We start from the raw sequence: 10,157 nt of genomic DNA on the forward strand, positions 1-10,157 counted from the left end.
GAGACGAAAGTGCGCTAGGACTCATCCTTCGTGGGTAGGCTTGGCGCCGGGAGGCCATACTTCTGCGCTCGCTGAGCCGCCAGCTTCCTGTAGGCCGTCGCTTGCTTCAGCAACTCCGACTTGAACGTTGGATCGGCTTCGCTTTTCGCCAACTCTTCGAACTGAAGAGCGCGTTCGATGTACTCGGTCAGCAGCCTCACCGGAGGACTCCGCCAATCTCCGTTTCGACATTGGTAGACCCATGCGGTTCCCCGGTCGATAGCTTAGTTGACAGGCGATACGGCCGGACCGCCGCTTCTTGGCACTCGCTTCCGTTGGGGCGGTTTTGCTGCGCGTCGGCTCACAAGGGTAACGGAAGCTTGCGGCCGGCCGCCAGTTCTGCGGCTTGTGACCCCAAGCGGTCATCGCGATGACCACTTCTTGGTGGAGCGTTGAGGGCGCGCACGCTCGCCGAAGCAAATCTTCTGCTTCGATGCACTGCTACGAGCAGCGCTGAGCACGTATTGGGGACCGCGACCTAGATGATGCGCCGATGTTGTACGCGGACAAATTCGGAAGAGTCGCCGCGGGCGTCGCGACGACTTTCTTCCGAGTTCACAAACATTACAGCGACTTGGCCACTGCTCCGACTGCATCCATCCCGGTCTGCCTGATCCGATCGAGAGCCTCGGCGCCGGTATCGGAGACCTCTGCTAACAGCGTGTCGGAGTTTTCGCGCAACGCCTGCGAGACGGCACCAACACGGCTGTTCAGATCGGCCTTCACAGCATCGCTGGTCTCTCCGACATACTCATTCTCGATGTCGGTTGTTCTAAATGCCCCTGCGACTGCGGCGCCGATGGCCAAGCCGACTACGCCAAGCACCAGCGGTTGCTTTTCAAGCACATCAGACAATGTCGACTTTGCTTTGGAGACGGCGTCGCCGCCCGGAATCTGGCCGCCCACTTTGGCGAAGCTGTCCCGCACCATATCTACCCCATCTTCGAACTGAGCCTTCATCTTCTCCGCCGTCCCTGACAGAATGCCCGCTGCGTCGTCCTTTGCTGACCGCAACGTATCGCCGCCATCGAGTGACCCTTCGTGATCCATCTCAGGCGCCGTGGGAGGGGCCGTAGTGCGCTGGAGCGTCGATGCCGCAGTCCGCATCGTGCTGATCCCGCCATCGACCACACCGGAGGCGGCCGTCGCGGTGGACCGAGCCGCGCCGTTGATCCTGTCGTCCCCAGCCATAAGCCACAGCGCGCCGCCTCCAATGAGGACGGCGGCAAGGGGATTTTCCTTGGCCGCTGCGACCAGATTGTCGAAAAAGCCAGTTTGCGTGCTGCTCATCGGACCATTCCCTTCACAGTGTCCTTGTCCTTTTCCAGCTGCCGGATGGTCTCCCGCGGCGCAAGATTACGGGCGTCCAGCCGGTTGATGCCGACCGCAAACAGCACGCCCGCAATGGCGCCAGCGAGAATCGCCGATGTGAGGTAGGAAAGCGGTTGCGACCATCCCGCGGAGATCAACGCGGCCGACAATGCGAACAGCGCCATTACAATGGCGGGGATCACCAGAAGGGCGCCACCGGCAATGAGGCCTGCTGCTCCCGTTATCTTCTGCACCCTGTCGCTGAGTTCAGCCTTGGCCAAGTCAATCTCGTTCTGGAACAGCTTGGCGAACTGCCCCATTGCGTCCGCCACCAGCGTGGAGATGGTCCGAAGATCGTTCTGGCTTGTCTTGATATCGTGCTGAATGGTCATGACACGCTGCCGCCTTTGAAGGACGTCGTTCCCTGCGGATTGTTGCCGGACACCGATGAGTCCTGCGTGGACGCGTGCCCGGCTCCGGTGGAAGACGTGGTTCCGCGCCAGGCCTCGTCCTGCGTCGACGACGTTCCACTTTTCATTCCAGGTCGCGATGAAGGAGAGTCACCGCCGGAGGCCTTCAAGAAACGGACGGCGGCGAAACCGGCGAGCACCGAAACGCCAAGGAAAGCGGCTGGCTGGCGTTTCGCGAAATCGGTTGCGCCATCGAGGAGATCGCGGAAGCTGCCGTTGCGGATCTTCTCGGCGGCATCTTCAACATAGTCCGCGGCGGAGTTGATGCCGCGGGCGGCGATCGGCACGTCGCTCTCGAAAGCGCGAGCTGCTTCCCGAACATTGCCGGCAAGTCGCTCAATGAACTCGGCTCCAGAGCGCTGCTGCTCGCGTGCCTGGCCGCGAATCTGGTCCATGGTCCCCGAAGCGAGGTCCTTGGCCGCATCCCCGGCTTCCTTGAACTTGTCCTGGGCGACGTCAGCGGTTGCCTGAAAGGCCTCGCCGGCCCGCTGCTTCACAGTCGCTCCAGCCTCGGTCATTTGGTCCTTCAGGTTCTTGGGAGATCCCGCGTCCCGCTTTTGATTAGAATTCGCGCCTCTGCTCAGGTCTAGATCGCTCATGACGGGTTCCTTCAGGTATTGGAATTGCGGGAGGGATTGAAAGCGGCTCCGATGACATCGTCGGCGGCTGTCTTGAGGGAGTCAGCGAGGTTCTGAGTCATGCGGCTTGCATGCTCACCGAGACCGGCCTCAGCGACTCTGTTTGTTGCCGCGTCGGCTGCCGACATTGCGGCTTCTTTTCCTGCGTCAAATCCCGACTGAGCGGCCTCGGCGGCGGCCCGCTTCACGCCGTCACTCGCTTGGCCCATTGCCTTGGCTTCAACCTTGGTTTCCGGAAGAGCGGCTGCGATGATGGCCCCGATCGCGACGCCAAGACCGGCGATCAGCGCGGCATTGTCGCTGATAATCGCGCGAGCTTGTTGGGGCGCCCTTCCGGCCGCGTCCTTCGCTGCGGAAGCACTGTCCTTCGCCGCATCCACCCCGCTCTTGAGCTTCTCGCCAATGCTATCGGCGGCCTGGTTGGCCCGTGCGCGCAAATCCGCCGCGAGACCGGCAGTCGAATCTTGCGCCTCATCGGCCATGCTGGCGGCCTGATCCCGGGCAGAAGATACTTGATCCGCGAGATTGCCTTGCATAGCGCGCGCTCGGCCCGCCATGTCCTCGAAAACCTCGCCCGCCTTGTCCATCGCAGGGCCGGAAACCTCGGCGGCGCCATCTCGCACGGTCTTCGAGGTGAGCGCCAAGCCGGCACCGATCATCAAAAGCGGCAAGGGGACACCGCGTGCCAAGCGCAGGAGTGGAACCGCCACGGCTGTCCCGGCGGCCACGGTCCGCATCGGGTTGTCCATGATTTGCTGTTTCAGTCCGTCGACCCAGCTCTTTGTCGTGTGGCTGACGTAGTCGGATACTTCCGACTTGATGTGCTGCGGCGACACCTTGTGGCGGATGTCCTCGGCCGTCTCCGAGACCTGCTCTTTCAGCCGATCGACCGTAGCGGCCAACTCAGCGCGACTTCGCTCGGAGTCACGTCTTAATTCTTCCACGGACCGCGCCATCGCATCACCCTCTCTCGCTTTTCGGATTTCTTGTAATCGAACTCACGTTGTTTTGAATTGTTCCTCCTGACCCGCTCCACGGCGATGCATTCCATCCACAGAGCACACTTGGCTCGGGCGAGAGCGTGATCTGATCGTGGCCAAACGCGAGACTGCAATACGACTCACGAGGTGTTAGCGGCAGCTCAGGCGGGAGTAGATGTCAGCCGACCGGGTGCAGGCTGCTGCGTGGTCTGTTCTGTCGACCTTCATGGGGAGAGAGAGCTATCGCCGAATTTTGGTGACGGCCTGAGCCGGTCAGGCGGCGGCGGTTATGGGCTGACGGTCAGTCGGTTTAGCGACGACCTCGATCCCGTCGTTGAATGTCACACCAAGAACGAGTTTTGGCAACTGGTTGTGGCCATCGAGACGACGCCAGCTTTTGTGCGCGGCCTCAAGCAGTTTGAAGACCATCGCGAGCGCCGTCCTGTTGGACAGGCAACCCTTCGATCGGATGGTGCGGTGGCGCACGGTGGCGAAGGTGCTTTCAATGGGATTGGTCGTCCGCAGGTGTTTCCAGTGCTCGGCGGGGAAGTCGTAGAACGCCAGTAGCGTGTCCCGATCCTTGCTCAGGCAGTCGGCCGCCTTCTCGTATTTCAGCGCGTAGCTCTCGATGAAGGCGCCGAACGCCAGCTCGGCGGCGACCTTCGTTTCAGCCATCCAGATCTCCTGCAACGCGCGTTTGGCTTTCGGCTGCTGGCTCTTCGGCAACTTGGCGAGCACGTTCGCGGTCTTGTGCACCCAGCAGCGCTGCTCGCGCGTTTTCGGCCAGACCTCGCCGGCAGCTTTCCAGAAGCCGAGCGCGCCATCGGCGATAACGAGCCGCGGAGGCACGGCGAGCCCGCGCCGCTTCAGATCAAGCAGCAGATCGCGCCAGTCGTACGCGCTCTCGCGGGCACCATCGGTGAAGCCGACCAGTTCCTTACGGCCTTCCGGCGTCGCACCGATCAGCACCAGGATGCACTGCTTTTCGTCTTCGAGCCGCGCCTCCAGATGGATGCCATCGGCCCAGATGTAAACGTAGCGCTTCGCCGACAGATCACGTCCCTGCCACGCGGCGTGTTCGTCGATCCAACCGTCCTTCAGCCGACCGATGGCGGATGCCGACAACCCGGCAGCATCCTTGCCGAGCAGCGCCGCCAGCGCCTCCGAGAAGTCGCCGGTGGAGATACCCTTCAGGTAAAGGATCGGCAGCAGCGTCTCGATCGATTTCGAGCGGCGCATGTAGGGCGGTAGGATCGACGGAGAGAACCGGATGCGACCAGGATCGGTAGCGGCCGCCTCGCGATCGCGTACACGTGGCTGGCGGACGGCGACCGGACCGATGCCGGTCATCACCTCGCGTTCCGGCAGGTGACCGTGGCGCACGAGGCGCTGGTGGCCGTCCGCGGTCTTCAAATCGGCATGCTGGCCGAGAAAGTCTGCGACTTCGGCCTCGACCGCCTTGGCGAGAAGGGCACGTGCCCCGTTGCGCAAGACTTCTGTGAGTTGATCGTCGAAGATTCCTGGCTGAATCAGCTGGATGACGTTATCGTTGGACACGGCATATCGCTCCTTCGGTGGAGAAGTGGAGGCGTCAAGCACCCCCACGATGTGCCGCCTTTCCGATTCCCGCCGTCACCAACTTTCAGCGATAGCTCTGGGGAGAGATCCGGGTCCGTCGTGTGTGCACCGCCACTGTCACATCCAGCTCGCTTCCGGTGCCGACTAGCATCGAGATAGCGGAGCACGATCGAGGGCCCAACTGGGGCTGAGCGCAAGAGCGATGCGGACAGTGGCGAGTGGAGCGCTAAGTCACAGCGTTCACTGACGCTGTTCAACAAGTCTGCTGGAACGAACCTCAACACGGCGCTCGCAAGCTCAGATGCGCTGGACACGATCAAAGCCCGGTCAGGCCGGGTCTGCCCGTTGGTCTGCGATCATGGTTTCAGGGCCGATGGAGATGCCTGCGTGAAGATCGCATTCGCGCTGGCTATCGCGTCAACGACGATAACGAGTGCGAGAAAGTCCAAGACAAGAAGCCTGTGGCGACTCGCGAGGATGCCAAGAAGCGGGACCTGGAACGCAAACGGTCTGAAACAGCAACAACTAAGCCGCAGACGAATGTCAGATACTCTGTAACCAAGCTATCCGCCCGTCCGTGCGGGATGCCGGATCGCGAAACATACGAGCCCTGTAAACGCCGGACGGCAATCGAAGTCTGCAATTAACTCTCTCTCCTTTCAATCGAGAGCAGTCGAGCCGCAAGCTGGCCCTTCAGGCAAGGCCGCGACCGGTTCTGGGGTTGGCTTAACTATCGTCCATGTGCAAGCGTCATGATCCTGCTGCACACAGTCACGGATGTGGCGGCTGCAATGGTTCGCTCGGCGAGGGTAGACCCATTCCTTCCGCTCGCATCGCGGCAAGCGTTCGGTAAGCTGTTGCTTGGCGCTCAAGATTGGCTTTCAGATCAGGGGCGCTCTCATTGGCAGCCAGCCGCTCGAAGGCGATGGCTCTTTCGAGGTAGTGCATTAAAGCATCAATCATCCGCCCGGTCTCCGGCAGTACGGGGATCATTGCTTGGGTTGCTTGGGGCTTATCGTAGCCGCCAAGCTCAGCCTTCCGCAGCCCATCCTGCGGCCCTTTCAACGGCTCAGGTCGCAGCCCTCACAACCAAGCCAAGGAAGGCATGGAGGTTCCTTACGCTCGCTCGAAAGGGTTTAACCTGGATTTTTCATGGAGCGGTAGCAATCCGCAGTTTCTGGGGAACGGCTCAGAATGCGCTCATTGCGTACGTGGACGATGTGTTGTCTTCCTCCCATTGACTAACCCGGTCAGTGCTGCTGGCCGGGTTCTTCTTGCGTGGACTGGCCGTCAGCAACGCCGTCGCTGAGGAGCAGAGCGGCAGCACTGAGGCGATGGCTTTGAGGCGTGGGACCGGAATGGCTGCGGCAATGATCGACCAAGAAGGCCCGCGATGTTTACGGCGCGGCGGCGGGTCCGACACTCGCCCGCATCATTTCCCCAATTCCGACTTTGGGCGGACTCGACTTTCATGTTCTTGATATGTTCTAATGGCCCATGGCCGACCGACCCGCGAGCTGGCGCATGCCGACGATCAAGCAGATGGAAAATATGGCAGCTACGGTCGGCAGAAAGGCTCCGCCCGTACGCGGGTTGGCCCCGGACGACGATCTGCCGCCTGAATACTGGCAGGCCCTGCTGGAGGACCCTCGCCCCAAAGCGGTCAGCCCCGGCCCCGGCCCTTCCGGACGCCTGCGGCAGCTGAGGCAGATACCCCAGCACCTTCTCAGGGTGGATTGCCGGCGCTGCGGCAGGGCGGTCGAGATCCAGAAGGCGGACGCCACCCGGCTCTACGGTCCGGAGGCGGTCTGGAGGGATGTCGGTCAGCGGCTGCTCGATAACACTTGCGGCAACCGAACCGGGCGCCATGAGGAAGACGGCTGCTGGCCCACTTTCGACATGTCGTAGGCGCCGCTCGATGGCGCCGAAGTATCACCCGACGCCCCTTTCCGGAGGCGACCGCAAGGCCCTGAAGAAGGAGCTCGGCAAGTCGCGGGCGATGGCCAACATCCTGGCTGCGCAGTCGACCGAGATGCGGGCCAAGGCCGAGATCATGCTTCGGCAGGCGGATAGGCTCCTCTGTGAAAGCTGGAACGAGCGGATGTGGTCGGATGGCGAGCCGATCGATCCCTCACCGACGATCGACCAAGCTATCAATGCGGGCTTCGCATGGCTGGAAATCCGCTGCCCGCGATGCAAGACGCCGAGCGACGTCGATCTCGGCGCGATGAAGCACGTGTCGACCACATTCATCCATGATCTGGCGAATCGGCTGCGCTGCCGCAAATGCGCGACAGCGGGGCGGCGGCCCTCAGCTACTCTGCTACAACTCGCCACCCAGCCGCGTCATTCTCAAATCGATCCCTGAACAATGTGCAATCTTTACTCGATCACCACCAACCAGGCAGCCATCAGCGAGCTGTTTCGCGTCGTCAACCGGTACGTCGGCAACCTCCCGCCGATGCCCGGTGTGTTTCCGGACTACACAGCGCCGATCGTTCGGACCGGCGCCGACGGGCGGGAGCTCGCGACCGCGCGCTGGGGCGTGCCGTCCTCGTCAAAGGCTCTGATGGATGCCGCCATGAAGCGATGGATGCCGCCATGAAGCGCGCCGAGAAGTTGCAAGCCAAGGGAAACAGCGTCGATTTCAATGATTTGCTCCGGATGGAGCCGGATTCTGGAATCACCAACATCCGCAACGTGAAGAGCAAACATTGGACGCTCGGCGTCGAGAACCGCTGCGCGGTGTCGTTTAACAGCTTCAGCGAGTTCAACAAGGCCGAGGGAGGGGACATCTGGTTCGCACTCAACGGAAAGCGCCGCGTCGAGAACGATGGCAGACACCCGCGGGAAGATATTCTTGCCGCCGTCCGTATGTTCGCGGACTGCACGCCCTATATGCCTCGTTATTGGAAGTGATGCGAAGCGCCGCAAGGCGTACGAAACGGTGAAGAGCGGCGAGCGAACCGCACTTTCGGTCGGGTTGCTCATGCACTGCGGTGAGTTCGTCGTTTGAGTTCAGTTCGAGATATTGCCGTTTGCGCGGTGGCCGCGTTAGCGACGAAGGCAATTGCAATGGACGATAGTGCAAGGAGACGCATTCCACCCTCCCGAACAATTGTTTTGCAATAGATGTATCTTGCATCCTGTGGCGGGTTGGCGCAAGCGGCACGATGTTGATCGCGGTGACGCCAGTAGCGTGGGAGCCACAAGAATGCGGTAGAGTAAGTGAACTCGTTGATTGGGATTGTTTGCGCGATGCACAATCTGGCCATGCTGAATGCGGAGCTTCTGAAGTGCAGATCGGATTTGGAAGCCGTCGAGGAAGAGGTCAATCGACTCGCATCTCGCGATGCTTTGGAAGCGTTGCCTCAACTGAAGGACGCTTCGGCGCGCATGCGCGCGATTGCTGCCAGGATCGAGACTCTAACGCGAGCAATTGCGCAGGGCACCGTTGGCAAAGCTCATTAGGCTACCTTTCTGGCGAGCGTCAACCAACCATCACACGGTTGCGGCCTGCATCCTTGGCCTTATACAGCGCAGCGTCAGCACGCGCCAAAATGTCTTCTGGCGCATCGTTTGGACGAACCTGCGCTATGCCTGCGGAGAAAGTCACCTTCAAGTCATTCGAGATTGCGTCCCAATCCAGTTCCGAAATGATCTGCCGCAACCGGTCCAATCCTAAAACGGCTTGGTCCTTCGTGCTATCAGGCATCGCCACAAGAAATTCCTCGCCGCCATATCTGCCAAGCCTATCTATTGAACGCATGTTGGCAGTAAGGGCGATTGCAAAGCCGCGCAGCACTTCATCCCCGGTCGGGTGACCATACCCGTCATTGATACGCTTGAAGAAGTCTATGTCCAAAATTGCTACAGCACACGGCGTACCTGATCGTTGTGCCCGCGCCATTTCGTCATTCAAAGCGCGCATGACGTAACGTCGATTTAACACGCCCGTAAGTTCATCGATTTGTGCAAGCTCTTCGATCTTGGCGTGCGCAATCTTTAGTTCATTCCCGCGCTTGTAGAGTGCCTCGCGGAGAGAGGCACCATAAAGACCAGTGAATGCGCACCTTCCAAGAGCGGTCACAAAGCACAACAAAGCTAGGTGCCGTTCTGCAAACGAGTGCATCGGCATGCCAATGGGCTGGTTAGTCAGCGTGAAGACAGCCGTGAGGCCAATTGCAGCATAAGCCCAAACGACGCCGGTCTGCCGGGCGGACATTCGCAGGGCACCGAAACCAAGCACCACAAAGATGATGGAGACAAAATAGAATCCGACCTCAGGAATGAAATAGATTGCGGCTAGTTCGATGCCTATGCTTCCGAGGCTTTGCGGTACCGTGAGGTAATGATCCTGAAAGCGGTCATTGAAGTGCAATTCGGAAAGGATCAACGCTATCGCGGTCCATCCAACTCCCGCCGCGACGTACAACGCTGAAGCCGAAACCGATATGGCGCCGCTCAGAGTGTAGAGAAACAGGATGGCAGCATCCAAGATGAAGCTGACCATCTGCGCAAGGTACATTTGCCGCCGCAAGCGGGCGCGCTTTGTCAAACCCTTCTGATGAAGAGTCCCCGTGGCCGTTGTTGCGGGTTGCTGCGAAGCCGATTGCGCCATTGCCGTTTTGTCCCGATTTAATCAGGAAGCCGTAAAGGCGTTAAGATTCGATCCGTAAAGATGGTTAGCGAAGGTTAAACCGGCAAGATTTTGGGACCTTCCAGGAGTTTTGCTAGAAAGCGATCACGTTCTTTATTCGCTAATGATCATGCGGAGCCTTGGACGAAGGAGGCCGTGACTGTCGGCTTTCCCGTCATTGCTAATGGCTGACCGTTCGCGTTCGGATCGCAGCGGTGATTTGGAAGATCGTTCCTGCTACATCGCGAACCTCGACCGTCACGCTCCCATCTGTTGGGCTATCCGCAACTTCACGGATACAGTCGGCTAACACGTATACCGCATGTGATCGTGCGCCTTCGGTGTTGGGAAGTTCTTCGCCTTCATCGTCGATGGTGATGCTTCCGGCCTTGTGGCAATCGAAAAAGTAGCGCGGCATCTCTCGTCCGTCTTTTCGCATAGAACAACCCAATGCGCAGTCTTACATCAGGTTCCTAAGCTCGCGCGCGCTTTGAATCAGGCC

At 60.1% G+C, this 10,157-nt stretch carries 12 protein-coding genes and 2 pseudogenes; 5 read left to right on the plus strand and 9 right to left on the minus strand.

All coding sequences use genetic code 11. The annotated features are described in order from the left end of the window. Positions 1-14: 14 nt before the first annotated feature. The 6 genes from ABIB66_RS05035 to ABIB66_RS05060 form a co-directional block, all read right to left on the minus strand. Positions 15-200 (minus strand): hypothetical protein, encoded by a 186-nt coding sequence (locus ABIB66_RS05035; RefSeq protein WP_354254321.1) that lies wholly within the window; start codon positions 198-200, stop codon positions 15-17. 403 nt (positions 201-603) lie between these two features. Continuing rightward, entirely contained in the window at positions 604-1,329 is a 726-nt protein-coding gene (locus tag ABIB66_RS05040; RefSeq protein ID WP_354254323.1) for a hypothetical protein, read from the minus strand. Next, positions 1,326-1,742, minus strand: a complete 417-nt coding sequence (locus ABIB66_RS05045; RefSeq protein WP_354206310.1) for a phage holin family protein — start codon at positions 1,740-1,742, stop codon at positions 1,326-1,328. The genes ABIB66_RS05040 and ABIB66_RS05045 overlap by 4 nt, the downstream gene beginning before the upstream one ends. Then, positions 1,739-2,338 carry a hypothetical protein gene (locus ABIB66_RS05050; protein WP_354254325.1) on the minus strand — a complete coding sequence of 200 codons (600 nt, stop codon included), beginning with the start codon at positions 2,336-2,338 and terminating at the stop codon, positions 1,739-1,741. Before ABIB66_RS05050 ends, ABIB66_RS05045 begins: the two co-directional genes overlap by 4 nt. A gap of 92 nt (positions 2,339-2,430) precedes the next feature. Next, entirely contained in the window at positions 2,431-3,414 is a 984-nt protein-coding gene (locus ABIB66_RS05055) for a DUF3618 domain-containing protein (RefSeq protein ID WP_354254327.1), read from the minus strand. 297 nt (positions 3,415-3,711) lie between these two features. Beyond that, positions 3,712-4,995 (minus strand): IS256 family transposase, encoded by a 1,284-nt coding sequence (locus ABIB66_RS05060; RefSeq protein ID WP_354254330.1) that lies wholly within the window; start codon positions 4,993-4,995, stop codon positions 3,712-3,714. A 228-nt stretch (positions 4,996-5,223) separates the two neighbouring features. On the opposite strand from ABIB66_RS05060, the pseudogene ABIB66_RS05065 reads away from it, so the two are divergent. Next, positions 5,224-5,663, plus strand: a pseudogene (locus tag ABIB66_RS05065) (caspase family protein); the annotation flags it as partial. 124 nt (positions 5,664-5,787) lie between these two features. Here ABIB66_RS05065 and ABIB66_RS05070 read toward each other — a convergent pair. Continuing rightward, positions 5,788-6,009 carry a hypothetical protein gene (locus ABIB66_RS05070; protein ID WP_354254333.1) on the minus strand — a complete coding sequence of 74 codons (222 nt, stop codon included), beginning with the start codon at positions 6,007-6,009 and terminating at the stop codon, positions 5,788-5,790. A 531-nt stretch (positions 6,010-6,540) separates the two neighbouring features. On the opposite strand from ABIB66_RS05070, the gene ABIB66_RS05075 reads away from it, so the two are divergent. The 4 genes and pseudogenes from ABIB66_RS05075 to ABIB66_RS05090 all read left to right on the plus strand — a co-directional run bounded on the left by ABIB66_RS05075 (position 6,541) and on the right by ABIB66_RS05090 (position 8,487). Continuing rightward, entirely contained in the window at positions 6,541-6,924 is a 384-nt protein-coding gene (locus ABIB66_RS05075; RefSeq protein WP_354254335.1) for a hypothetical protein, read from the plus strand. Between the two features lie 10 nt (positions 6,925-6,934). Next, positions 6,935-7,384 carry a hypothetical protein gene (locus tag ABIB66_RS05080; RefSeq protein ID WP_354254337.1) on the plus strand — a complete coding sequence of 150 codons (450 nt, stop codon included), beginning with the start codon at positions 6,935-6,937 and terminating at the stop codon, positions 7,382-7,384. Positions 7,385-7,387: 3 nt separating this feature from the next. Continuing rightward, positions 7,388-7,836: pseudogene (locus ABIB66_RS05085) on the plus strand (SOS response-associated peptidase); the annotation flags it as partial. Positions 7,837-8,274: 438 nt separating this feature from the next. After that, positions 8,275-8,487, plus strand: coding sequence for a hypothetical protein (locus tag ABIB66_RS05090; RefSeq protein WP_354254339.1), 213 nt, complete (start codon positions 8,275-8,277; stop codon positions 8,485-8,487). A gap of 19 nt (positions 8,488-8,506) precedes the next feature. Here the strand turns inward: ABIB66_RS05090 and ABIB66_RS05095 are convergent, their stop codons facing one another. Continuing rightward, positions 8,507-9,637 carry a GGDEF domain-containing protein gene (locus tag ABIB66_RS05095; RefSeq protein WP_354254341.1) on the minus strand — a complete coding sequence of 377 codons (1,131 nt, stop codon included), beginning with the start codon at positions 9,635-9,637 and terminating at the stop codon, positions 8,507-8,509. A 199-nt stretch (positions 9,638-9,836) separates the two neighbouring features. Beyond that, positions 9,837-10,073, minus strand: a complete 237-nt coding sequence (locus tag ABIB66_RS05100) for a DUF6894 family protein (protein ID WP_354206299.1) — start codon at positions 10,071-10,073, stop codon at positions 9,837-9,839. Positions 10,074-10,157 lie beyond the last annotated feature (84 nt).

Origin of the sequence: Bradyrhizobium sp. F1.13.3 (assembly GCF_040548265.1) — a bacterium.
Taxonomy (GTDB): domain Bacteria; phylum Pseudomonadota; class Alphaproteobacteria; order Rhizobiales; family Xanthobacteraceae; genus Bradyrhizobium.

Bases quoted from the DNA above. Each gene is read 5' to 3' on its own strand.
- ABIB66_RS05040 (WP_354254323.1), bottom strand. From the start codon at position 1,329: ATGAGCAGCACGCAAACTGGCTTTTTCGACAATCTGGTCGCAGCGGCC.
- ABIB66_RS05045 (WP_354206310.1), bottom strand. From the start codon at position 1,742: ATGACCATTCAGCACGATATCAAGACAAGCCAGAACGATCTTCGGACC.
- ABIB66_RS05050 (WP_354254325.1), bottom strand. From the start codon at position 2,338: ATGACCGAGGCTGGAGCGACTGTGAAGCAGCGGGCCGGCGAGGCCTTT.
- ABIB66_RS05055 (WP_354254327.1), bottom strand. From the start codon at position 3,414: ATGGCGCGGTCCGTGGAAGAATTAAGACGTGACTCCGAGCGAAGTCGC.
- ABIB66_RS05070 (WP_354254333.1), bottom strand. From the start codon at position 6,009: ATGATCCCCGTACTGCCGGAGACCGGGCGGATGATTGATGCTTTAATG.
- ABIB66_RS05075 (WP_354254335.1), top strand. From the start codon at position 6,541: ATGCCGACGATCAAGCAGATGGAAAATATGGCAGCTACGGTCGGCAGA.
- ABIB66_RS05080 (WP_354254337.1), top strand. From the start codon at position 6,935: ATGGCGCCGAAGTATCACCCGACGCCCCTTTCCGGAGGCGACCGCAAG.
- ABIB66_RS05090 (WP_354254339.1), top strand. From the start codon at position 8,275: ATGCACAATCTGGCCATGCTGAATGCGGAGCTTCTGAAGTGCAGATCG.
- ABIB66_RS05095 (WP_354254341.1), bottom strand. From the start codon at position 9,637: ATGGCGCAATCGGCTTCGCAGCAACCCGCAACAACGGCCACGGGGACT.
- ABIB66_RS05100 (WP_354206299.1), bottom strand. From the start codon at position 10,073: ATGCCGCGCTACTTTTTCGATTGCCACAAGGCCGGAAGCATCACCATC.